This window comes from Desulfovibrio sp. 86 (assembly GCF_902702915.1).
GTDB lineage: Bacteria > Desulfobacterota > Desulfovibrionia > Desulfovibrionales > Desulfovibrionaceae > Desulfovibrio.
The window spans coordinates 832,826-856,068 of sequence record NZ_LR738849.1; the positions used below are offsets into that span (position 1 = coordinate 832,826).

Genomic DNA, 23,243 nt, shown 5'->3' on the forward strand with positions numbered 1-23,243 from the left:
GTTACAACAGGCTCTATGATCTAACGCTGCACGCGCGTGCAGCGCGGTGTTTCGTTGCGTGCTCTCTGCCCACGCGCACTTCATGCCGTCACAATCTTGTTGCCGCGCGCAAAACAGAACATCCCGCGTGCGCGGGATGTTCTGCAATCATTGATTATGCGGCAGCCGTGACGTGCACGGCCGGAAAATCAGTTTTTCAGGCTGTGGATGGGGGCAGGAATCCGGCCGCCCAGCGCGATGAAATCTTCGGCATTGCCGCCGGGCACGGGCATGATGGCGGCCTTGCCAAGCAGCCCGCCAAAGGAGACCTCGTCGCCGACGCCCTTGCCGGGCACAGGGATGAGGCGCACGGCCGTGGTCTTGTGGTTGATCATGCCGATGGCCATTTCATCGGCGATGATGCCGGAAATGGTGGCCGCCGGGGTGTCGCCGGGAATGGCTATCATGTCCAGCCCCACGGAGCACACGCTGGTCATGGCCTCAAGTTTTTCAAGACTGAGTATGCCCGCAGTGGCAGCCGCCTCAATGCTTGAGTCTTCGGACACGGGAATGAACGCGCCGGAAAGCCCGCCCACCGAGGATGAGGCAAAAGCCCCGCCCTTTTTCACCGCATCGTTGAGCATGGCGAGCACGGCGGTGGTGCCGGGCGCGCCTATGCTGGAAAGCCCGAGGCTCTGAAAAATCTCGCCCACGGAATCGCCCACGGCCGGTGTGGGCGCCAGGGAAAGGTCGGCCACGCCAAAGGGGATGCCCAGACGGGTGGCCACTTCGGTACCGATCATTTCGCCCACGCGCGTCACCTTGTAGGCAGTGCGCTTGATGACTTCGGCCATGTCCAGCAGGGTGAGGGGGCCGCCCTTGCCGTTATGGCCCGCCTCGCGGGCGCGGTCCAGAGCCTTTTTCACCACGCCGGGGCCGGAAACGCCCACGTTGATGACCACATCGGGCTCCCCAACGCCAAGATACGCGCCAGCCATAAAGGGCACGTCCTGCGGAATATTGGCAAAGACCACAAGTTTGGCGCAGCCGATGCCGCCGCGATCCGCCGTGGCTTCGGCCACCTTGAGGATCTGCCGCCCCATGAGGGCCACGGCGTCCATATTGATGCCGCTGCGCGAGGAAGCCACGTTGATGGACGAGCAGATGCGGTCCGTCTGTGAAAGGGCTTCGGGCAGGGCTTCAATGAGGGCGCGGTCGCCCTTGGCAAAGCCTTTTTCCACCAGGGCGGTGAACCCGCCCAGAAAATCCACGCCCGCTTCCTTGGCGGCTTCGTCCAGAGCCTTGCACACGCGCACCATGCCGTCAGGGCCAAAGGGCGCAGCCACCACGGCGATGGGGCTGACGCTGATGCGCTTGTTCACCACGGGGATACCGTACTTGTCGCCCACCTCGTCGCATATGGCCACAAGCTGCGAGGCGTAGCGGCGCAGTTTGGCCCGCACGTTGGCGGTGAAGAGATCAAGATCGTGGCTCACGCAATCAAACAGGCTCACGCCCAGGGTGACGGTGCGCACGTCAAGATGCTCGTTACGGAGCATGTTCAGAGTGCTTGTGACTTCGCGTTCGGAAAGCATGGCTGTAATCCTGTATGGTTGCAGACGTGTCTGGCAATGATTCTTGAACAACGGTTCCTGCGCGGGCGCGCGTCGGGCCTTCGGCCCGCAGGGACATTCCCTCACGCCGGGCCTTGATGCGGAGCCCTGATGTCAATCCCTGATGCCAATCCCTGACGTTGGGCGCTGTCCCGGAGACTCGCCGAAAATTTGGCGGCGGAGTCCGGCCTGCCCGCAGTCCAGCCTTGGCTAGAAGGAATTGACGCGGTGAACGGCCTCGAAAATATCCCGGTGCTGCACGCTCACGCGCAAATCGCGGCTCTGTCCCTCGCAGGAGAGTTCGCGGCGCAGACGGCCGAGATCCACGGAGTCGGGAACCATGACCTCAAAAACAAACAGGGCGCGGTTGGCCCCGCCTTCGCCCAGAATGGCCTTGAGGCTTTCAATGTTCACGTCATGACGGGCGAACACGCGGCTCATGGCCGCGATGAGGCCGGGTTTGTCCGGGCCGTCGGCAGTGACCACAAAGGGTTCACAGTGCAGGTCCTGCCCCCACTGCCCCTTGATGGCGGGGCGCACCAGCACCGACAGGTCAACCTTGGCCTCGGCCAGGCTGGCGCTGAGATTCTGGCGCAGACTCTCGGCATCTGTTCCGTCAGGAGCCGCCACCACAAATATGGCGGCAAACTCCCCAGAAAGTATGGTCTGGGTCACTTCTTCGATATTGCAGCCGTTTTCTTCAAGAATACGACTGACAGCGGCCACAACGCCGGGGCAGTCGCGCCCCAGAAATGAGGCAGTATACTTGTGCATGAGGTAATCCTTGCGGAAATGTACCGCTGGCGGGGCCGTTGCGGATGTTGTCTTGGAAAGCATTGCTATATACGCAACCAACGCGAACTTCAAGGGGCAACAGGCCCCACGGGCGGCTGAAAAGCATTGGACACGCCGTCCTTGACGCCTTTCTGTGAATGGCATACCCTAACAATCCTTTAAGACTAGGCATCTCAGGAGTTTCTCAGTGGAAAATCGGGAAAAGAAGAATAAAAAGCCTACCATCAAATTAGGCACCAAGTCGCAGCACGCGGGCTATTTCATGCCCATGCTGGAAAGCTTCGCCAGCCGCGAAGGACTTAACGAAGTCGTAAAAAACCGCGTGGTTAAATCCTGCGATCTGCTGGATGCGGGCGTGCCCCTCTTTCCCAATGATTTTCGAAAAGAGCACTCCATCTCCTGGGTACTGGACAAATTTGGCGACCTGGAAGGCGAAGCCCTCGAAAGCCAGGAAGACGTCGTCGCCATTGCCGGGCGCATTGTTTCTTTGCGCTCCTTCGGCAAGGTGGCCTTCTTCCATATAATGGATCAGACGGGCCGCGTGCAGTGCTACGCAACGCGCGAACACCTTGACGAAGCGACGCACAATCTGGTGAAAAAGCTGGATATTGGCGACATTGTCGGTGTTTCCGGGCACCTCTTCCGCACCAAAACGGGCGAACTGACCATCGCCTGTCGCAAAATAAAGCTCATCACGCGCTCCCTGCGTCCCCTGCCCGAGAAATATCACGGGCTCAAGGATATGGAAACGCGCTACCGCCAGCGCTATGTGGATCTTATCGTCACGCCGCGCGCCCGCGAGATATTCTTCAAGCGCAGCCTTATCGTGCGCGAGTTCCGCCGCTTTATGGAAGACCGGGGCTTTATGGAAGTGGAAACGCCCATGATGCAGCCCCTGGCTGGCGGCGCGACCGCACGCCCCTTCAAGACGCACCACAACGCGCTGGATATCGGCCTCTTCATGCGCATCGCGCCGGAGCTGTATCTCAAGCGCTTGCTGGTGGGCGGCTTTGAAAAAGTTTTTGAGCTCAACCGCAACTTCCGTAATGAAGGCATCGACACGCGGCACAACCCCGAATTCACCATGTGTGAATTTTACTGGGCCTACGCCACGTTTGAAAACCTCATGGATCTGACCGAAGAGCTTTTTGCCCATCTGGCCCAATGCGCGTGCGGCACAACCGTGGTGCCTTATCAGGGCGATATGATCGACCTCACGCCCGGCAAGTGGACGCGCATGAGCTTCTACGATTCGCTCACCGTCATTGGCGGACACAAGCCGGAGTTCTACAACGATTACACTCAGGTGCAAAATTACATCCGGCAGAAGGGCGAAAAGGCCGCTGACAGCGAAAGCCTGCAAAAGCTGCATGCCAAGCTTTTTGACCTTGACGTTGAAGGCAAGCTGATCCAGCCGCACTTCATCTACCATTATCCCACGGAAATCTCGCCGCTGTCGCGTCGTAACGACAAAAACCCCGGTCTCACCGACCGTTTTGAGCTTTTCATCACCGGTCGCGAGCTTTCCAACGCCTTTTCCGAGCTCAACGATCCCGTGGACCAGCGCCTGCGCTTCGAAGAGCAGGTGCGTGAAAAGGAAGCCGGAGACGACGAGGCCCACAGCATGGACGAAGACTATCTGCGCGCCCTTGAATACGGCATGCCCCCGGCTGCCGGACAGGGTGTGGGCATTGACCGACTGGTCATGCTGCTGACGGATTCGGCCTCCATCCGCGAGGTCATCCTCTTCCCCCTGCTGCGCCCCGAGATTTAAGGAAGCACTGATTAAAGAGCCTCTTGGAAACGCGCAGTTGTTTCGTTTGGCAAGGCGCGATCTTTTTTTGAAGCAGGAGTGGACTCTTCCGTCCTCGACTGTTTCAAAAAAAGTGAAGCAACGCCGCCAAACGAAATAAATCAGCGTTTCCTTAATTTCCGAGTCCACCTCCAAGACTTTTCCAATTCAAGAGGGCCGTTCCATTGGGAACGGCCCTCTTCACGTGGTGGGCACGCATTTGGGGCACGTGCAGTAAAAATACGCTCACTCTTCGGGCCGCTTGGGCTGCCGGTGAAAAACCCTCCATCCCAGCGCACCGCCCCGGCTTTCACAGGCCCGCAGGCACTCGCCACAAACGGTGCAGTCCCGCCGCTCCGGCCCGTCCAAGCGTCTGGGATTGAGTTGCAGCGGGCAGGCGGCCCTGCACGGCACTTCCCCCCGGCAACTGCACTGCGCGGCCGTCCAGTCAATGCGCAGCCCCGGCGCTTTTGCGGGCAGGCAACGGGCCGCCGCTCCAAGCAGCACGGACTGCGGGCACACATACCGACACCACAGCCGCTTGCCGCTTATGGCTTCCAGCACCAGCGCCGCTGCGGGCAAAGCCAGCGCCGACAGCAGAAACACCGCTCCCGCGCCCTGCCATACCAGCACGGGAACCAGAGAAAGTTCACCGGGCATGCCCAGTATGTTGAGGACAGGATATTCCAGCAAAATGGCCAGAGACAGGCCCGCCATGAGTATAAAGCCCTTGGCGGCAAAGGCTATGGCATGCTGCGTGGAGGCAGTATCACGCCTTGCCACGGCCTTGGCCCGGATCCTCCGCCCGGCCATGTTGTACAGCAGTTCGGACAAAAAACCGTAGGGACACACCCAGGAGCAGAATACCCGCCCCAAAAGCAGGGCCAGAATCAGGGAACAGACCGCCCCCCACAGCAGGGCTCCGGCGGTCATCATTCCCTCAGCCGCCACTTGCAGGGCGGCCACGGGATCGGCAAAGGGAAGTCCGAAAAAATGCAGGGAAAACAGGCTGCCCCTGATCTGCCCAAGCCCCGCCCCATTGATCCAGGGCAACATGCAGAACACCACAAGAACAGACAACTGGGCGCACCGACGCGCCAGAGTGTACCTCTTCATACGCCGCCCCCTGGAGCGTCCAGCGTCGGCACGGCGGAAAGGGGCCTGCGGCGGGAAGATGCGGGCCACACCTCCACCGCCTGCACGGGGCACACGTATTCGCAGATGCCGCAGCCGACGCAGGCCCTGGTTATGGCCGGCGTCACCCCTCCCGAAAGAACCACCGCCGAACCGCGCAGGGGGCAGCGGTCATAGCAGGTCATGCACATGACGCCATTGGTATAGTTATGGCACCGGTCTTTCAGTATGTAGGCCCGCCCCATTCCGGCGTGCGCCATGTCCGTGACGGCGGCGTTGAGCGCGCCGGAAGGGCAGACAGGCGGGCACTTCATGCAAAGGTAACAGGGCGTTTCGCGCGGCACGACGCGCGGCGTCCGGCGGGATGGCCCGAAGCCGCCCATAAGCTCCAGACTCTTGTGCGGGCATACGGTCACACATTGCCCGCAGCGCACGCACTGGCGCAAAAAATCTTCTTCCGCCGCCGCGCCGGGCGGTCGCAGCGGCGGAAGAAGCAGGCTCATTGGAGCCCTCCCTCACCTACGCCTTCCACCACCGGCCACGGCCCATGCCCTTTGGGCCGATGCGGCGGGCAAGGCATGTGCCCGGTGCTGTCCAGATCATCCTCATAGTTGATAAAAGCCACGTCGAGGGCCAACACATGGGGGAGGCCGTTCACGTATTCCAGATATCCCTGCAGCGTCCGGGACGGGCTTTCCAGCACAACGGCCAGCTTGTCCGCATCCGGCACTTCCTGCACTTCCAGCACGCCCCTGGTGGCCCGCAACTCGCTGCACAGCGGCAGCAAATGTTCACGCAGGCAACTGACCACAATACCCGCTATAGCCATACGGCCCCCTATGCCTTGCGAATGCGCGCGGCGCATATCTTGTATTCGGGCTCGCGCGATGCCGGGTCGGTGGCATCGAGAAAGAGCTTGTTCACCAGTTTCTTGGGGTCAAAAAACGGTACCGCCACAAGTCCGGGCCGACAGACGTCGCTGACCCGCGCGGGCAGCTCCATGGCGTCACGCCGCGTTTCCAAAATGACGTTATCTCCGTGCTTGATGCCAGAATTTGCCGCATCTTCCTCATTTATTTCCACAAAAGCAGACGGATTGGCCTTTTGCAGTTCCGGCACCTTTCCCGTCATGGTGGCGGTATGCCAGTGGTCAATGACGCGCATGGACGTCAGGTACAGAGGATAGTCGGCATCCGGCTCCTCTGCCGCGCCCTTGGCCGGGCGCATCCAGATCACGGCCTTGCCGTCGGGCTTGCCGTAAAAGAAAAACCGGTCCGGGTGGTCTGCCGGAACGAAGGGGTCCTGCCCGCGCACATAGCGCAGGAATGTTCCGGGGTGATCCTCGCTGGGGCAGGGCCAGATCAGGCCGGACTCCTTACGCAGGCGAGCCCGTGTCATGCCGGAAAAATCATAGGTGGTGCCCTTGGAGACCATGCGCCACTCGTTCCAGACGTCCTCTGCGTTGTTGAAGTTCACAAGCTTGGGGTCCACGCCCGCGCGCTTGGCGAATTCCACCAGGGTGTTGACCGTGGGGCGGCACTGGGCCGGAGGCTCCACGGCCTTTTCAATGAGCGAATAGCGGCGCTCGCCGCAGCCGTACACGCCGTCGCGCTCGCACCAGAAAGCCGGGGCAAGTACGAGGTCGGCATATTCCAGCGTGACCGCGTCGGGAAAGGCCTCAATGCAGACGATGAAGGATTCGGGGTTGGACATGGCCTTGTGCACCTTGTTCAGGTTGGGCAAGGTGTGGGCCGGGTTTGTCTCGCAGATGATCATGCACTTGACGTCGCCCCTGCCAAGGGCCTCGAACAGGGCCACCGTGTGATAGCCCGGTTCGGGCGCGATGCGCCCCTCGGGCAGGCCCCACAGTTTTTCCATTTCAGCCCGGTGCTTGGGATTGGGGATGGCCCGCCCGGCGGGCAGCAGATGCGAAAGCGCGCCGCCGTCGCGGACGCCGCCGCAGGCGTTGGGCTGCCCTGTGAGCGAAAACGACGTGGCCCCGGGGCGGCATATCTGCCCGGTGAGCAGGTGCAGGTTATGGATGAGGTTGTTGGCAAAAACGCCCTGCACACGCTGGTTGATGCCCATGCACCAAAGGCTCATGGTGGCTGAGGATTCGGCAAAGGCGCGGGCGGCCCCGTAAATCTGCTCAACCGGCACGCGGCATATTTCGGCCACCTTCTCCGGCCGGTAGTTTTCAAGAAAAGCCTTGTAGCCTTCAAAATCCGAAGGCTTGCCCTCGGCGTCCATAAAGGTGACGTAGCGCTGCCAGAAGCGTGGGCTGTCCAGCTCCTCATTGATGATGACCCAGGCCATGCTGTGCATGAAGGCCAGATCCGTGCCCGGGCGAAAAGCGATGTGCATGTCCGCTATGCGCGAGGTATTGGTACGGCGCGGATCAGCCACAATGATCTTCACGCCCGGCTCCACCTGCTTGCGGCGGGCCAAGCGTCGGAAAAGCACCGGGTGCGCCTCGGACGTGTTGGAACCGATGATGAAAAAACAGGTGGCCTGGTCCATGTCGGCATAGGTGCCCATGGGCTCATCCTTGCCGAAGGTGGTCACATAGCCGCCAACGGCCGAGGCCATGCACAGGCGTGGGTTGCCGTCCACATTGTTGGTGCCGAACCCGCCCTTGAATATCTTGTTGGCCACATAGCTTTCTTCCGTGAGGCACTGGCCGGAGCCGTACCAGGCCACGGAATTGGGTCCGTAAGTGTCTATGCTGTGCCGGAACTTTGCGGCCATGAGATCAAGGGCCTCGTCCCAGCTCACGGGTTCGAGCTTGCCGCCCTTCTGGCGGCGCAGCATGGGCTGCGTGACCCTTTCCTTGGAATTGAGCACGGGGATGAGCAGCGAGCCCTTGAGGCACAAAAGGCCCGCGTTATGGTTGTTGGGGTCGCCCTGAATGGCCACGGCCTTGCCGTCCCTGACGCCCACAAGAACCCCGCAGCCCGTGCCGCAATACCGGCACACGCCCTTGACCCATTTTTCGGGCTTGTTGTCGGCCGCATGGGCCAATGTGGTCAGTCCCGTGCCCGAAGCCGCGGCCATGGCCGCTGACATGGCAAAATATTTCAAAAAATCACGACGTGAAGTACTCATGTGTTCAACCTCGCTATTAAGCTGGCGTAAGGGTCCGTTGCGTCCCAAAGCGCCCTGCCCTCTTCACGAAGACCGGGCCATGGCTGCCGTCAAGGCTGTGCGCTGAAAGCCGGGGCAACTGCCCCACATCCGCCGCAGTCAGCCTTGCCGGTGTGCATCACAGGTCCGTCTTGTTGGAAGGCATGCGATATTCATAAGCCCGGCCATGCAGAGGGCTCTGATGATAGGGGTGGCAGCTCACGCAGTCGTCACGCTTGCCGAACTTGGCTTCCATGCGCTGTATGGAAAGCGAGTGGCAGCGCGCGCACACCTCGACGCCGGGTTTGCGCGCAAAGGGTATGGCCCCCTTCCCGTCGGGCATGCCGTGGCAGGTCTGGCAACGCACCAGGGTGACGCCGTGCTTGCTCTCATACCACTCCTGGGCCAGACGCGGCGTGCTCTTGGCATGGCAGCTGTAGCAGTCGCCCTCCATCTTGGGCGCGGCAAGGTGTTTGGCCGCCTCGCAGCGCTCGGCCGGAAAGGCCCAGGCCATATAGCCGAAATAGCCGCCCGCGAGCACCAGCAGGGCCAGCAGGGAACCGATCAGGATCTTACAGGACTTCATGGCCGGATCTCCTTGATTTTCTGAGCGAACGTGTGGTTGGCGGGTATGCGTTCGTCAAACACGGGCAGGTGGGCAAGATTGCGGTGACACCCCACACAGCCGCTGCGGGACTGACCGTTCTTGCCCTCATAATTTTCGTGCGCCAGTCTGCCCTCTTCGGAGACAGGCCCGTCGTTTTTGGCGTTTTTGGTCAGGTTTTGATGACAGGCCCTGCAATTGGCGTCATCGGTGAAGCGGCGGGCCACAGGCTGCATGGCCGCCCTGTTCAGGTCATCGCCGCCATCAACGGAATGCACCCACACATCCCTGATGCCCAGCCACGCCTTGGCGCCGAGCATGCGGGCGATGTTGCCCGAAGGAATGTGGCACTGCCTGCAGCCAATGGCCTGGCCCTGCGCGTCCTTGGCATGTGATGAAAAACGCATCTCTTCCTGATAAACGCGCATTTCATGACAGGAAAGGCAAAAGTCCGTACTGGAGGTGTACGCCACTCCGCCGCCAGCCAGAGCCACACATGCCACAAAAATTACGCAGCCTATGATCCAGACGCGCTTTCGTGGATAGGGCATGGGTTTGAACCTCCATCAAAAGAAAAGAAGAAGAGTTGTAATAAACGCCTTGCAAATCATGAAGTGTGGCACTGCAATACTACCAAATGCCAACAGAATCTTTGTATTGAAGCCGCTACAGCAAGTCCTGTGCCAGATCACAGTTTTCATTTTAACTGTGATTACAGGCACATTTTGAGAAAAACATCACACGCCCAAGACTGGCATTCATAGTAAAATGACAATCGTCATAAAAAAATGACAAACGCCCCCATCCCGTCGTGCCGCACGCGCAACAAAGGGCTGCGCCCAAACCGTGCGCGCGCCAGCCCGTGCGCAAAAAAACAGGACCGCCACTGCCGCTGCGGACATTGACAATCCCCGGTTTTACAGGCAATGCCTCGTGAGAAAAAACAGCGTTTTACCCGCCGCCCTCGCGCCGCGCCTGGAGCAATGCAACTTTTACATTGCCCTCATGGCGCCCTGGCGGCTGCGAGAACAGACGTTCGCTACGGAGGCATGGGCGCGGCTTATCTGCGCGGGCAAACGCCGTAGTAAGCGCGCCTTAAACTTTGAGAATGCATATTCTCAAAGGTAATCCGCTCTGGGCTGACAGCGCCCCGGCCCTGCCGGAACCGCCGCCGGAGCCGCCGCCAGAACGGACTACGGAACGAACAACAGAACGAACAACGCCCGGCAGGATGCTGCCGGCCGATGCCGCAGAAAGCGTGTCACTGCCCCTTTGCTCTAAAAAATCTCTTGAATATCCCGCCAAGCTGGGCCACTATGCCGCAAATGTCATTTGAACTCTTCGTAGCCTTGCGCTACCTCTTTTCAAGGCGCAAACAGACCTTCATTTATATAATCTCACTCATGTCCATTATGGGCGTCGCGCTCGGCGTGGGCGCGCTGGTGGTCGTGCTGGGCGTTTATAACGGCCTGACCACCGACATGCGCGACAAGATCCTTGGCGCCAACGCGCACGCCATTGTCATGTCCTACCTGCCTTCGGCCTTTGAGAATGACGACGGACTGCTGGACCGCATCCGCTCGGTCAAGGGCGTCACCGGGGCGACCCCTTTTATTTACACTGAAGTGATGCTCTCCGCCGGAAACGGCGTAAAAGGCGTGGTGTTGCGCGGCATTGACCCGGAATCGGGCCCGCACGTGCTCTCCATGCTGCGCCAGATGCGCACAGGTTCGGCAGCCGCCCTGCAAAAGGAAGGCACGCCAGGGCTCATCATTGGTGAAGAACTGGCCAAAAGGCTGGGCCTTGTGGAAGGCAGCCGCGTGAATCTGCTTTCGCCCTCCGGGCAAAAAACGGCTTCAGGCTACGCGCCGCGCATCCGCCCCTTTGAAGTGGTGGGCATATTCAAGACAGGCATGTTTGAATACGACTCCTCGCTGGCCTTTGTGAGCCTGGCTGCCGCGCGCGACGTGCTTGGCCTGCCGGACAAATACCTTTCCGGCGTGGAGCTCACCGTTGACGACCTTTTCAAGGCGGATCAGACCTCGGCGCGCGTGGCCACCGAACTTGGCTCGCCCTTCTACGTGCGCTCCTGGATGGAAATGAACGCCAACCTCTTTGCGGCCCTCAAGCTGGAAAAGATCGGCATGTTCATACTGCTGACCATGGTGGTGCTTATAGGCTCTTTCTCCATCGTGACGACCCTTGTCATGCTGGTGATGGAAAAAACGCGCGACATTGCCATCATGATGTCCATGGGGGCAACGCGCAGCATGATACGGCGCATATTCATGCTCCAGGGCAGCATCATCGGCGTCATCGGCACGCTGCTGGGCTATGCCCTGGGTCTTTCGCTGGGGTGGCTGCTCAAGCGCTACCAATTCATCAAACTGCCTGAAAACGTATATACGCTTGACCATCTGCCCATCAGCATCACCGTTACCGACGTGATCACCGTCGGGGTCAGCGCCATGCTGCTGTGTTTTCTGGCCACCCTTTACCCGGCACGCCAGGCCGCCCGCCTTGAACCGGCGGAAGCCCTGCGCTACGAATAGCCATGTCCGCACTCTACAAATTTTCCAACGTGAGCAAAAACTTTTCCGCACCGGGTGAAGATCTTGAAATTCTCAAGAATATCAATCTGGTCGTGGAAGAAGGCGAGGCTCTTGCCATCGTGGGAACTTCCGGCTCCGGCAAGAGCACCCTCTTGCATCTTATGGGTGCTCTTGATACTCCAAGTACGGGCGCTGTCTTTTTTGACGGTCAGGACATGGCGCGCATGACGCCTGACCAGAAGGCGGCCTTCCGCAACAGAACACTGGGCTTCGTTTTTCAGTTTCATCATCTCTTGCCGGAATTTTCGGCAGTGGAGAACGTGGCCATGCCGGCCATAATCGGCGGTGAACGCCAGGCCGTCATCATGTCCAAGGCCCGCGAAATGCTCGAACGCGTGGGTCTTTCGGCTCGTATGGAAAGCAAGATTTCCACGCTTTCAGGCGGCGAAAGGCAAAGGGTGGCCATTGCCCGCGCGGTGCTGATGCGCCCGCGAGTTCTGCTGGCCGATGAGCCCACCGGCAATCTGGACGAAGGCACCGGAGCGCAGGTGGGCACACTCATGAACGAACTTAACCGCGAACTGGGCATGACACTCGTGGTCGTGACGCACAATCGGGAGCTGGCCGCAGGCATGGGCCGCACTCTGGAACTGAAAGCGGGGACACTGTATGAAAAAAATGTTGCGTAATCTTCTCTCTAACATCCTCTGCATTACAGCTCTGGCTTGCGCTGTGCAGCTTGCGCCCGTAGCGGCGGAAGCCGCCCAGGGACCTCTGGTTCTTGTGCTGCCCTTTCAGGTCAATGCCGGGCCGGATATGCCCAATGCCGCCCGGGATGTGCCCCAGATCATTGCCGACCAGCTCAAACAGAACGGCATGAGTGTCGTGCCGATGAATGCGGCGCGGCAGTTGCAGCAACGACACGGCGAGAACATTGATCTCGCCACAGCGCGCGCTCTGGGCCGTCAGGCTGGCGCGCAGCTTGTCATATACGGCAGCTTCAACCAGCTTGGCGACGGCTTCAGCATGGATACGCGCCTTGTTCCCGTGCAGCAGGGCGAAGCCGTGCCCGCGGGTTTTGAGCGCAACTCACTGGTCGCCCTCAGCGACTGTGCCAGCACCCTCGCCAGCCGCGCGGCCGAAATGACCAAGGCCAGCAGCCCCGCTCCCGCGCCGCAACTGGCGGACAACGGCCCCGGATTCGTGCCCATGGGCGCGCCCGCTGCCGCCAAGGGCGGCCTTGCCGACGTGCAGGTGCGCGGCATGAATGTTATGGACCCTGACACAGTGCTCATGCGCCTGACCATCCGCAAGGGTGACACCCCCGATGCCCACGCCATCAACGAAGAGGTGAAGCGCATCTGGGAAATGGGCTATTTCAGCGACGTGCAGGCCACCCTTGAGGGCAATGTGCTCGTCTTTACCGTGGTGGAAAAGCCCCGCATCGACAGCATCGTGGTGGAAGGCTCCAAGGGCATCAGCAAGGATGACGTCCTTGCGGCCATGGGCACCAGAACCGGCAACGTGCTCAACGAGCAGGTGCTTTCCGACGACCTGCAGAAAATTACCGAGCTGTACCGCAAGGAAGGCTACTACCTCGCCAAGGCCAACTACCGCCTTGAAGACCGCCATAGCGGTCGCGGGGCTGTTCTCGTCATCAATGTGGACGAAGGCAACAAGCTCTACGTCAAAGAAGTCAATATCGAAGGCCTCAAGACCCTGAACAAGGGCGACATTGAAAAATACATGGCCCTCAAGCCGCGCGGCATGTTCTCGTGGCTGACGGGAACCGGCGTGCTCAAGGATGAATATCTTGAGCGCGACACCAACGCCATCGCCGCCTTCGGCCTCAACGAGGGCTATGTTGACATTCAGGTGAGCGCTCCCCAGGTCGATTACAAGGATGACGGCATCTACGTCACCTATGTGGTCAACGAAGGCCCCCGCTATACTGTCCGCAACGTGGTTTTCGCGGGCGACGTCATCGACAGCGAAGACAAGATGCTTGAAGTCGTGCAGATGGACGACTGGCAGAAGTCCAACAAGTACTTCTCCCTTACTGTCATGCAGGAAGACTCCAAGCGTTTGACCGACTATTACGCCGACTACGGCTACGCCTTTGCCGAGGTGGACACAAAACTGATGAAGGCCGATGACGGCAGCGATCAGGTGGATGTGGGCTACCTCATCAACAAAAAGCAGAAAGTTTTCATCCGCCGTCTGGTGGTCGAAGGCAACACAAAAACGCGTGACAACGTCATCCTGCGCGAAATGCGCCTCGGTGACGGGGATATGTATGAAGGCGCCAAGCTGCGCCGCTCCAATGAACGCCTGAACCGCCTGCGCTACTTCGGCGCTGTGGATATGGAGCTCGTCCCCACCGGACAGGAAGACGAGGTCGACCTCAAGGTCAAGGTCAAGGAAGCCAATACCGGCGCCATCATGGGCGGTATCGGCTACTCCAGCTACTATGACGTGGGCGTGAGCGCCTCCATCATGGAGCGCAACCTCTTTGGTCGCGGCTACTGGCTGCAGTTGCAGGGCTTCTTCTCCTGGCGGCGCACGTCGGGCACCCTGTCCTTCACCAACCCGCGCGTGTATGACACCGACCTCTCCTTCGGCAACGACATTTACTACACCCACGACTACTGGGACAACTTCACCAAGGACACCATAGGCGACACAGTGCGCTTCGGATATCCCATCGGTGAATACACCACCGTGGGCACAGCGTACCGCTTGGAACGCTACCACCTCTATGACGTGTCCGACACCAGCTCGCCCTACATCAAGGACTACAAGGGCATTAACTGGACCAGCGCCATTTCGGGACGCATCCTGCGCGACACGACCGACAGCAAGGAACGTCCCACCAAGGGCACCATCTCGCGCCTGTGGGCTGAATACGGCGGCGGCGGCCTCGGCGGCACGGACAACTTCATCAAATCCGTTGCCGACTGGCAGGGCTTCTGGTCCTTTAACCCGCAAAACACCATTCACCTGCGTGGGCGCGTCGGCGGCGTGTTCCAGAACACCGACAACAAGGTTCCCGTGTTCGAACGCTTCTGGGTCGGCGGCATGGATACCATCCGTGGCTACTCCTATTCCGACCTTTCACCGCGCGACTACAAGCACGGTGGCGAACAGATCGGCGGCGACCGCATGGGCGTTGCCAACCTCGAATACATCTGGACCTTCCAGAAGGAACTGGGGCTGGCTATCGTTCCCTTTGTGGACTCCGGCTTCAACATCGACTCCAAAACAATGGCTCAGGACTGGGACAAGTACATCGTCGCCTCCTCTGGCCTGGAACTTCGCTGGCGTTCACCCATGGGCGACCTTCGTATAGCCTACGGCATCCCCATGGTGCAGGATTACGACAAGGAAATGCCCACCGGCAGAATCGAATTCAGCATGGGCCAGTTCTTCTAGGAACAAATGCCTTCACTGGGCGCCAAGGCTTTCGTGAACAGCCAGTGCTGACCAGACATAACTGCACGCGTGGCGCGGGGATAAACCCCGCGCCACGCTTTTTTGCATGTCAATCTTTTTTGGCATATATTGTGCAAATATGCTTGCAATGTGCATGCGCAGCGACAAAACTACGGCTGTACGCCCGCATGTCTTGAAAGCAGATTCCCAATGAGAGTATACGTTCTCTAAGATGAGGGCGATCTCACTTTGAAATTACTCTGGCGGCTGCGGGAATAGACGCCCGCCGCGAAGACACAAGCACAAGGAACACAGCAGTCTGTCACCAAAATGACAGTCGAACGCCAGCAGAGCAAGGAACACCCGTGGCCCGCAAAGAAAACCCATCCCCTACTCAGGGCCCTCCAAAGGCCCGGACGCAATCCCGGAGCCCGTCGCCACGGCCTCCCCAGGATACGCCTGAGGGCAGGTCGCAAGGGCAAGGCGCGGCCCCCGGTCAGGCCAGGCACGGCATCAGACGTCTTGCCCCGCCAGTGTTTTTTCTGCTGGCTCTCTGCCTGCTGGTGGTTTTCTTTTATGACACAGGTTATACGTCCTTGCCGCCCACGGGCAAACGCTACGATACCGCCAAGGCTGGCATCGAAACGCTGCGCCTGGACGCCAAAAAGGCCAACCTGCGCGAACCCTGGGAAAAACTGGCTGCGGAATTTCGCGCCATCTATGATGCCGACCCAGGCTGGCCCAACCGCCCCGCCGCCCTTTTTCGCGCTGCGGAAAGCCTTGAGGAACTGGCCCGCCGCTCCTTTGCCAAGGCTGATGCCCGCAAGGCCATAGAATGTTACGAGGCCGTGGCCATGCGCCACGCCGACAGCCGCCTTGCCGACGACGCCCTTTTTCACGCCGCCAGACTGCGCGCGGCATGGCTCAAGGATGACAAGGGCGCGCTGGAACTTCTCAACCGCATCAAGACCCAGTATCCCAAGGGCGACATGCTGCCCGAAGCCCTGGCCCTGGAAAAAACCCTTCTGGCTTCGGCGCAGGGGCGCACTGCCCCTGAAGCCCGGCAGGTCGCCGCCGCTGAAGCCAAACCTTCCATTGAAGACCAGGCCTCAAGCCCCTCAGCCCAGGACAAGGATAAAAAACGCGCTGAGGCAGGCGCGTCTGCCGCGCCCTCCCCAGTGACGTCAGCCCAAGCTGCGCCAGGGGTCCCCGCTCTGGCGACAGCCCCCGCCGTCCTCCTGCCCCAGGATCAGATCTTGCCGCGCTACCGCAAGGCCAAGGCCGACATGGAAAGCTTGAGCGCCGACAAGGCACGCTCCTGCTGGAGGCAACCCTGGGAAGAACTGTCGGCGGAATTTCTGCTTATTTATCAAAGCCGCAAAAACTGGGCCATCTCGCCCGGCGCGCTCTTTCGTGCGGCTTCAAGCCAGGAATCCCTCGCCAACTGCTCCCACCTCGCGACGGAATACCGTCAGGCACGCGACCTTTACCTGAACCTCGCACAGGAATTTCCCAAAAGCGCTCTGGCGGACGATGCCCTCCTTCGGGCCGCAGTCATTGAGGCAGACCGGCTGAACCAGCCGCAGGAAGCCCTTGAGCTGCTTGACGCCATCGCCACCCTGTATCCGCAGGGCGACATGCTGCCGCAAGCCAAAACCCTGCGGCAGCGCCTTTCCGGCGGGACTGATGTTGCCGCCGCGCCCGTGGGCAAAGCTGGCACGGCTCCCACCCCGGCCACACCCCCTGAAGTCCACACGCTTTCCTGGAATTCACTGAGCAAAAACTCTGTGGAAATCGTGCTGGATCTCTCCTCTCCGGCCCGCTATCGCGCCCGGCTGGAAGAAGGCAAAAAAGGCGCAGGCTCCAGCCTGTATCTGGAATTTGACGATGCCTCCGTTGTCAAAGATGTGCGCCAGGGCGTCACGGTCAAGGGCAGCCTTTTGCAGTCCGTCCGCGTGAGCGACCGCAAGGGCGGCGGCGCGGTGATGCAGTTCAGCTTTCGGGATGTGCGGCGCTTTGACACACAGGCAGAAAGCAACCCCTGCCGCATAGTGTTGCACGTGGCGGCGGGCAATACCCCTCTGCCCTCCCGCCAGGGCGCGGGAGCGGGCTTTGCCGGGCAGGACAAGCCGCGTGACCAGGCAAACGCGCCCGACGAGCCTCGGCATGTCAACGACATGGCCCGCCAGCTGGGCCTCACGGTGCGCACGGTCTTCATTGACGCCGGGCATGGCGGACGTGACCCTGGCACCCACCACAACGGCATTCTTGAACGTGTCATCACTCTGGACGTGGCCACGACCCTCGGGCGCTTGCTGCAAGCCAACGGAGTTGACGTGGTCTACAGCCGCACCAACGACACCGGTCTTTCCCTGCGCGAACGCACAACACGCGCCAATGAGGCGGGGGCAGACCTTTTTGTCTCCATCCACATCAACGCCAATGACGACAAGTCGGTCAACGGCTTTGAAACCTACTATCTTGATCTGGCCCAAAATGCCGAAGCCGCGCGTGTTGCGGCACTGGAAAACGCTGGCAGCGATCATCGTCTTGGTGATATGCAAAAGATGCTGGCGGATGTGATGCTTACTGCAAGAGTAGATGAATCAAAAAAACTTGCTCAGGATGTTCAGCGTATTACCCTTTCCAGATTGAAAAAACGCGAGTATACTGTACGTAACAATGGCGTCAAATCCGCGCCCTTCCATGTTCTGCTTGGCGCGCAGATGCCGGCGGTGCTGGTTGAGCTGGGCTATTGCACCCACGCCGAAGAAGCCCGGAACCTCGCCAACGCCAAATACCGGCTGACATTGGCTGAAGGGCTGGCCGAGGGCATACTTGCATATAAAGATCGACTGTTAAAAAAGCGGACAGCCCAGAATTCCTTGACGCCGGAAAGCGCTGGTGCTATGTGATGCAGGGATTTCAAATACGCGCCGGGCTGTTGTATCAACAACAGTAAAGCCCAATTATACCGGCGCGGCAACCATGCCCCCTGCTTGTGCAACGTGAGCGCAGGCCGCATTAACCTACCATTATACAAGTTTCTTACGGCGCGAGGGTCATCCCAATTCCGCAAGGACAAGATAAAAAACAGCAATCGGGGAAGGAGTACTTTAAATGCGCAAGGTTTTGATGATGACCTTAGTGGTCTGCATGCTCATGGCTGGAACGGCGCTTGCGGCTGACAGCAATGCCGTGCCGGCTGCCAAAATTGGCGTTGTGGACATGCAAACGGTGGCCACTCAGAGCGATCCCGCCGAAGCTGCCAAAAAGCAGATGGAAGACAAGTTCGGCAAAGAACGTTCTGCTCTTGAAAAGCAGGGCGAAGCTCTGAAAAATAAGGCCGAAGCTCTCAAGAATCCCAAGGTTAGCGAAGAAAAGAAGCTTGAGTTTATTCGCTCCAAGCAGGATCTGGACCAGAAGACCCGTAACTTCCTGCGCAAGGTTGAACAGGAAGAAGTCAAACTGCGCCAGGACATGGTTACTCTGGTTTTCAGCGCCACCTATGAAGTGGCCCGCGCCAAGGGTTTCAACTTCGTGGTTGACGTGACCGCCGGCGGCGTTCTGTATGCCGACCAGTCTATGGATCTGACCCAGGACGTGCTCACCGAAGTGAACAAGCTTTATAAAGAAAAGAAGAACGACAAGGGCGGCAAAAAATAGCTCCGTCTCTTCAAGACTGTGATACAGCCTCTCGACCCTGACGGGGCGGGAGGCTTTTTTATTGGCGACTGCCTTTGGCTCAGGCAGGAGCGTTGCGCTTCGGCATATCAGCGTTCAGAGCATTTTACGAATGAAATGAGTTGGCCGCGTGCAGGGATTTTTCAAAAATCCTCGCCACGAAATGCGAGTGGACTGGCTTTTGCCTGCCGTAAGCGAGCATTTCAAGTGTTTCATGCTCACGAGCTTCAACATTCCAGCGGGCAATTATGGGGCGTCCCTCTTGGGCCGTCCCCGAATCATGCCCGAAATACCCAGGAGGCCACATGCAGGAATCAGCCCCTCAGCCCCAAAGCATGGACATACAGCGTATTTTGCGCCTGCTCCCCCACCGCTACCCTTTCCTGCTGGTGGACAGGGTGGTGGAGTGTGTGCCTGGTTCACACATAAAGGCATACAAAAACGTGACGTTTAACGAACCTTTTTTTCAGGGTCACTTTCCCGATGCGCCCATTATGCCCGGCGTTCTCATTCTTGAGGCTCTGGCCCAGGCGGGCGGGTTGCTGGCTGTTGCGGGCATGGGCGACCTGGATGACAAGCTCTTTCTTTTCACAGGCCTCGACGGCGTGAAATTTCGCCGCCAGGTGGTGCCCGGCGACCGCCTTGACCTGGAATGCTCCAATCTGCGCCTCAAGCTCAAACTCTGCAAAATGGAAGCCCGCGCCTTTGTGGACGGCAAACTGGCGGCAGAAGCGCAAATTACCGCAGCCATCGGCGACAGGCCCAAAAGCTGAGGAAACGCTGCCACATTGGAATTGAAATGCTTTGTGGGGGAGGAGAATGAAATGCTTTGTGGGGGAGGGCCCCTTTTGCAAAAGGGTCCCCTCCCCCACACCCCCAAACAGAGTCGTCACGAGCGCCTTTCCAGTCGTTTCTGCGTCGAACTTCGCCTTTTATTCCGGTCGAGTACCATCAGAGTACACTCCCTGCATAAAAGGCTTGTTCTCCTTGATATGCCAGGAAATTCATCTCGTGACGACACTGTCTGAACCCTTTACTGTATTTTACAATACTGCAAAGTTTTTTGTGATCTGAAGCGGGGGATTCCAGAAACAGCGTCTTCCGCATCACGCCGCAAATCACGTCAAAGGCCGCCAGTACTCCTCAGGCGGCCTTCATGCGTTTTTGCACGAGAGTGACGACAGCGCTGGCCCCAAGAGCCGCCGCAGTGGCCAGCACATAACACAGCCATAGGGGCGTGCGCTCCACAAAGGCCATAACTATGGCCGCAAAGGCTATGCAGCCAAACCATCCGGCCATGAGCCCCCTGTAAATGCGCACCACAGCCCCTGCCCCTTGCGTGGCGTGTATAAAGGGCACCATGGCGCAGATCATGACAGGAAAAAACATCAGCACGCCGCTCCAGCCCGCCCCAAGCCAGTGGGCGACCTCGGTGACAACATAGACCAGCAGCGAGCCAAAGCCCATTTGGGCGGCAATAAGCCACCAGTGCGTGTGCTGCGGCTGTGTGGCCTCCGGGGAATCCTGCCGGGGCAGGCAGACCAGCACCAGCAGGGGCGACAGCAGAGAAAGCGCGAAGGCTGCCAGCGGCCAGTAGGGAAAAAACTGCACAATCCAGCCGCCCAGAAAATATATGCCCAGCGAAAGCGCGATGGCCAGATACCAGGGGATGCCCAGCACAGCCAGCCAGGGATAGGCCACAGCGGCCAGTCCGTTGGCGTCGATGCCGAGCAGGGTGTTGTATGAGGCGTGCGCCGAAAAGGCCGTCCCCTGCTCAAGAGTCAGAAAAAAGGACAAGGGGCCGGAGACCACGGGCAAACCGGCCGCCACGCCTCCGACAAAAGCTCCCCACCGGCGGGTGATGAGCATGCAGATCAACACCAGCAGGGGCGTCACGATCAATTTGAATGCAAGAATCCCGTTCACAACACGCTCCGTCGCAGAAATAGCCCCCACCCAATAATAAAGGCGGCGTCATGGCGCAAGCAGATGCCATAACGCCGCCCCCAATGCAAGGCAAGAGGAATGACGGAGCGACTCATGAATTCAGGGGCGGGCATACCCGCCCGCGACGCCTCCCGGACTCAGCACAAGCTGCCACAGTTGCAGGTCGCGCGCGCGAAAAGCTCCGGCGCAACTCAGCAGATAGTACAAAAACATGCGGCTTTGAAGTTCACTGCACTGAAATCTGCCTTCCTTTCGTCCCCTGATGAAGTTGTTGGCCCAGCATACGAGCGTTTTGTCATAATCCGCGCCAAAGTTGTGCCAGTCTTCCATCACAAAGCGGCCTTCGGCGCACTTTCCCAAAAGGGAAATGCTGGGCAGGATGCCGTTTTTAAAAATATACTTTTCAATCCAGGGGTCCACGCTGTGGTGGGGTTCGTTGCTGCCGATGGTGTGCAGCAAAAAAAGACCGTCCCTGGCCAGCAGGCTGCGCGCCTTGTCCATAAAGACGGCATAATTTTTGTGCCCCACATGCTCGAACATCCCGACGGAAACAAGGCGGTCATACGTGCCTGTCAGGGAACGGTAATCCTGCAACAGCCAGCGCACGTCCAGGCCTTTGCTGTGGTCGCGCGCATATTGGGCCTGGGCACTGGAAACCGTCACGCCGGTAACGCTTACGCCATACTCGCGGGCCATATACCTTCCAAGCCCGCCCCAGCCGCAGCCGATATCGAGAACGCGCATGCCTGGCCGTAGCAGCAGCTTGCGGCAAATCATGTCCATCTTCTGCCGCTGCGCCGCCTCAAGCGTGTCCACACCCTGCCAGAAGGCGCAACTGTACTGCATTGACGTGTCGAGCATGGCTTCAAACACGTCATTGCCGAAATCATAGTGATGCACCGCCACCATGTGCGCGCGGTCGGGGCTTTGAAGATTACGGAACAGATAGGAGACAAGCTCAAGCAGGACAGGCAGGGTAAAACGGAAGCGCCTTTCAAGCCCCCCGCGCAAAACCTTGCAGAAGAACTGATCCAGGGCCTTGCAGTCCCACCAGCCTTCCATATAGGCCTCGCCCAGCCCAAGGTTGGCAAAGCGCAGAACGCGGCCATACAATTTGTCGTTGTGAACCTGAATATCCCAGGGACGGGGCCCGTCAATGGCAACATCAACCGAAGCCAGCATTTTTTTAATGTCTGATTCACACATAACTGACACTCCATATTTACTCTGATGGCAGCAGGCGTGATAAACCTGCGCATAAAGAAAATATTTCCGCGTGTTACGCTACTTGAATTCAGCGCATGATGTGGACACAGATAAAAACTACTGCCATTTTTTTTCAAAGACAATAGTACGCATGTTTCATTTATGTTAACTATATCGGCACTATCCCAAGCACGACACCCTTTCAAGAATTTATAATAACCTCACGTAACATTTAGTAATCTCAGGCATGAGAACAAAAACTTTGCCATGATGTGAGGCCAGCGGACGCGGCTACTGACGTTTCGACTTCAAACCAGAAAACACCTTGCAACAGGCCACACTACGGCAAGAGTTTTAGAGCAATTTCTCTTTGAAATTGCTCTGGCGGATGCGGGATCAGACGCCCGCCGCGGAGGCGTAAGCGCAGTATGTCCGCGCGATTAAGCGCAGGAGCGAGCGTCTTGGAAGCATTGAGAATAGATATTCTCAATGCGAAAATGCTCTAGGGGGTGGGGGCGTGGGGGAGGGGACCCTTTTGCAAAAGGGTCCACCCCCACAAAGTATTTCAAGAGTAAAAAAACACCGGCGCGGGGACGGGTGCGGCAAGGCCGCTTGCGTCCGCCGCGCCGGGAAACGACAGGCAGAGAAAGGCTGGAGCAGTTACAGTATTTTCGAGTGGGCCAGATGGCGCGTCAGCTTCAAAAGGTCAGCGCCGTAGAACCACCATACAAAGCCCACAACGCAAAGCAGAAAGCAGTATTCCCCCAGGCTGCCTGTGGAGCACAGCTTGAGCGAAAACTTGTTGCTGCGTGAAAAGGGCGTAAGGGGCACGCCCGACGGCGTCAGCATGTCCAGAACCACGTGACTGAGGCCGCCGAAGCCAAGCCCCAGCAATACGTCACGCCCCATGGGGCCCATTTGCGCCCCAGGCGCGGCAAAAGCCACTGCGCACAAGATCAGCCACCAGCCGAACCAGTGGGTGGTTCCCCTGTGTACGGCATTGAATATTTTTTGCCGTCCGCGTCTGGTGGGAGCAAGGCCAGCCATGCGCTGGTCCAGCACGTCGGGCATGACGGCCCCGACGCAGGCCGCCGCCACTCCGGCAGCGGGCAGGTGCAGGGCCAGGGCCGCAGCGACGGCCGTGGCCTGATGGGTTATCCACTTCATGAATAATCCTGGGAGAGAATGTTGGGAAACGCTGATTTATTCCGTTTGGCAGTGTTGCTTCACTTTTTTTGAAACAGTCGAGGACGGAAGAGTCCACTCCTGCTTCAAAAAAAGATCGCGCCTTGCCAAACGAAATAACTGCGCGTTTCCAGGATGCTCTTTAATCAGTACTCCCTTAACCTCGGGAATATATCCTTAAAAAAACCCGCCTCGGA

General features: G+C 59.0%; 18 protein-coding genes. 7 read left to right on the top strand and 11 right to left on the bottom strand.

Features of this window, described 5'->3' with window-relative positions:
• Positions 1-188 precede the first annotated feature (188 nt).
• Together DESU86_RS03610 and DESU86_RS03615 are read right to left on the bottom strand one after the other, a co-directional pair.
• Entirely contained in the window at positions 189-1,574 is a 1,386-nt protein-coding gene (locus DESU86_RS03610; RefSeq protein WP_179979798.1) for a PFL family protein, read from the bottom strand.
• 228 nt (positions 1,575-1,802) lie between these two features.
• Complete coding sequence (locus tag DESU86_RS03615) at positions 1,803-2,366, bottom strand: glycine cleavage system protein R (protein ID WP_179979799.1); 564 nt, start codon at positions 2,364-2,366, stop codon at positions 1,803-1,805.
• Positions 2,367-2,574: 208 nt separating this feature from the next.
• Here DESU86_RS03615 and lysS point away from each other — a divergent pair, with 208 nt between their 5' ends.
• The gene (gene lysS, locus DESU86_RS03620) at positions 2,575-4,161 is read left to right on the top strand and encodes a lysine--tRNA ligase (protein WP_179979800.1); all 1,587 of its coding nucleotides are present in this window, start codon (positions 2,575-2,577) and stop codon (positions 4,159-4,161) included.
• Between the two features lie 264 nt (positions 4,162-4,425).
• On the opposite strand, the gene DESU86_RS03625 is transcribed toward lysS, so the two are convergent.
• The 6 genes from DESU86_RS03625 to DESU86_RS03650 form a co-directional block, all read right to left on the bottom strand.
• Complete coding sequence (locus DESU86_RS03625; RefSeq protein ID WP_179979801.1) at positions 4,426-5,295, bottom strand: 4Fe-4S binding protein; 870 nt, start codon at positions 5,293-5,295, stop codon at positions 4,426-4,428.
• Positions 5,292-5,816 carry a 4Fe-4S dicluster domain-containing protein gene (locus tag DESU86_RS03630; protein WP_179979802.1) on the bottom strand — a complete coding sequence of 175 codons (525 nt, stop codon included), beginning with the start codon at positions 5,814-5,816 and terminating at the stop codon, positions 5,292-5,294. Before DESU86_RS03630 ends, DESU86_RS03625 begins: the two co-directional genes overlap by 4 nt.
• Complete coding sequence (locus DESU86_RS03635) at positions 5,813-6,142, bottom strand: chaperone NapD (RefSeq protein WP_179979803.1); 330 nt, start codon at positions 6,140-6,142, stop codon at positions 5,813-5,815. The genes DESU86_RS03630 and DESU86_RS03635 overlap by 4 nt, the downstream gene beginning before the upstream one ends.
• Before the next feature lie 8 nt (positions 6,143-6,150).
• Complete coding sequence (locus DESU86_RS03640; RefSeq protein ID WP_179979804.1) at positions 6,151-8,418, bottom strand: nitrate reductase; 2,268 nt, start codon at positions 8,416-8,418, stop codon at positions 6,151-6,153.
• 157 nt (positions 8,419-8,575) lie between these two features.
• Positions 8,576-9,022 (bottom strand): hypothetical protein, encoded by a 447-nt coding sequence (locus DESU86_RS03645; protein ID WP_179979805.1) that lies wholly within the window; start codon positions 9,020-9,022, stop codon positions 8,576-8,578.
• The gene (locus tag DESU86_RS03650) at positions 9,019-9,591 is read right to left on the bottom strand and encodes a cytochrome c3 family protein (protein WP_179979806.1); all 573 of its coding nucleotides are present in this window, start codon (positions 9,589-9,591) and stop codon (positions 9,019-9,021) included. The genes DESU86_RS03645 and DESU86_RS03650 overlap by 4 nt, the downstream gene beginning before the upstream one ends.
• Before the next feature lie 774 nt (positions 9,592-10,365).
• Between DESU86_RS03650 and DESU86_RS03655 the strand changes: the two genes are divergently transcribed.
• The 6 genes from DESU86_RS03655 (at position 10,366) to fabZ (ending at position 19,481) form a co-directional block, all read left to right on the top strand.
• Entirely contained in the window at positions 10,366-11,592 is a 1,227-nt protein-coding gene (locus tag DESU86_RS03655; protein ID WP_179981703.1) for a lipoprotein-releasing ABC transporter permease subunit, read from the top strand.
• Between the two features lie 2 nt (positions 11,593-11,594).
• Complete coding sequence (locus DESU86_RS03660) at positions 11,595-12,281, top strand: ABC transporter ATP-binding protein (RefSeq protein WP_179979807.1); 687 nt, start codon at positions 11,595-11,597, stop codon at positions 12,279-12,281.
• The gene (gene bamA, locus DESU86_RS03665; protein ID WP_179979808.1) at positions 12,262-15,024 is read left to right on the top strand and encodes an outer membrane protein assembly factor BamA; all 2,763 of its coding nucleotides are present in this window, start codon (positions 12,262-12,264) and stop codon (positions 15,022-15,024) included. The genes DESU86_RS03660 and bamA overlap by 20 nt, the downstream gene beginning before the upstream one ends.
• A gap of 365 nt (positions 15,025-15,389) precedes the next feature.
• On the top strand, positions 15,390-17,939 hold the full coding sequence (locus tag DESU86_RS03670) for an N-acetylmuramoyl-L-alanine amidase (protein ID WP_232088249.1): 2,550 nt from the start codon (positions 15,390-15,392) through the stop codon (positions 17,937-17,939).
• A gap of 205 nt (positions 17,940-18,144) precedes the next feature.
• Positions 18,145-18,690, top strand: a complete 546-nt coding sequence (locus DESU86_RS03675) for an OmpH family outer membrane protein (protein WP_179979809.1) — start codon at positions 18,145-18,147, stop codon at positions 18,688-18,690.
• Between the two features lie 323 nt (positions 18,691-19,013).
• Positions 19,014-19,481 carry a 3-hydroxyacyl-ACP dehydratase FabZ gene (gene fabZ, locus DESU86_RS03680; RefSeq protein WP_179979810.1) on the top strand — a complete coding sequence of 156 codons (468 nt, stop codon included), beginning with the start codon at positions 19,014-19,016 and terminating at the stop codon, positions 19,479-19,481.
• A gap of 370 nt (positions 19,482-19,851) precedes the next feature.
• Here fabZ and DESU86_RS03685 read toward each other — a convergent pair whose 3' ends face one another.
• The 3 genes from DESU86_RS03685 to DESU86_RS03695 form a co-directional block, all read right to left on the bottom strand.
• Positions 19,852-20,634: a hypothetical protein gene (locus tag DESU86_RS03685; protein WP_179979811.1), complete on the bottom strand. Its 783-nt coding sequence runs from the start codon at positions 20,632-20,634 to the stop codon at positions 19,852-19,854.
• 120 nt (positions 20,635-20,754) lie between these two features.
• Complete coding sequence (cfa, locus tag DESU86_RS03690) at positions 20,755-21,861, bottom strand: cyclopropane fatty acyl phospholipid synthase (RefSeq protein ID WP_179979812.1); 1,107 nt, start codon at positions 21,859-21,861, stop codon at positions 20,755-20,757.
• A 660-nt stretch (positions 21,862-22,521) separates the two neighbouring features.
• Entirely contained in the window at positions 22,522-23,028 is a 507-nt protein-coding gene (locus tag DESU86_RS03695; RefSeq protein WP_179979813.1) for a metal-dependent hydrolase, read from the bottom strand.
• Positions 23,029-23,243 lie beyond the last annotated feature (215 nt).

Bases quoted from the DNA above. Each gene is read 5' to 3' on its own strand.
- DESU86_RS03610 (WP_179979798.1), bottom strand. From the start codon at position 1,574: ATGCTTTCCGAACGCGAAGTCACAAGCACTCTGAACATGCTCCGTAAC.
- DESU86_RS03615 (WP_179979799.1), bottom strand. From the start codon at position 2,366: ATGCACAAGTATACTGCCTCATTTCTGGGGCGCGACTGCCCCGGCGTT.
- DESU86_RS03625 (WP_179979801.1), bottom strand. From the start codon at position 5,295: ATGAAGAGGTACACTCTGGCGCGTCGGTGCGCCCAGTTGTCTGTTCTT.
- DESU86_RS03630 (WP_179979802.1), bottom strand. From the start codon at position 5,816: ATGAGCCTGCTTCTTCCGCCGCTGCGACCGCCCGGCGCGGCGGCGGAA.
- DESU86_RS03635 (WP_179979803.1), bottom strand. From the start codon at position 6,142: ATGGCTATAGCGGGTATTGTGGTCAGTTGCCTGCGTGAACATTTGCTG.
- DESU86_RS03640 (WP_179979804.1), bottom strand. From the start codon at position 8,418: ATGAGTACTTCACGTCGTGATTTTTTGAAATATTTTGCCATGTCAGCG.
- DESU86_RS03645 (WP_179979805.1), bottom strand. From the start codon at position 9,022: ATGAAGTCCTGTAAGATCCTGATCGGTTCCCTGCTGGCCCTGCTGGTG.
- DESU86_RS03650 (WP_179979806.1), bottom strand. From the start codon at position 9,591: ATGCCCTATCCACGAAAGCGCGTCTGGATCATAGGCTGCGTAATTTTT.
- DESU86_RS03655 (WP_179981703.1), top strand. From the start codon at position 10,366: ATGTCATTTGAACTCTTCGTAGCCTTGCGCTACCTCTTTTCAAGGCGC.
- DESU86_RS03660 (WP_179979807.1), top strand. From the start codon at position 11,595: ATGTCCGCACTCTACAAATTTTCCAACGTGAGCAAAAACTTTTCCGCA.
- bamA (WP_179979808.1), top strand. From the start codon at position 12,262: ATGAAAAAAATGTTGCGTAATCTTCTCTCTAACATCCTCTGCATTACA.
- DESU86_RS03675 (WP_179979809.1), top strand. From the start codon at position 18,145: ATGCGCAAGGTTTTGATGATGACCTTAGTGGTCTGCATGCTCATGGCT.
- fabZ (WP_179979810.1), top strand. From the start codon at position 19,014: ATGCAGGAATCAGCCCCTCAGCCCCAAAGCATGGACATACAGCGTATT.
- cfa (WP_179979812.1), bottom strand. From the start codon at position 21,861: ATGTGTGAATCAGACATTAAAAAAATGCTGGCTTCGGTTGATGTTGCC.
- DESU86_RS03695 (WP_179979813.1), bottom strand. From the start codon at position 23,028: ATGAAGTGGATAACCCATCAGGCCACGGCCGTCGCTGCGGCCCTGGCC.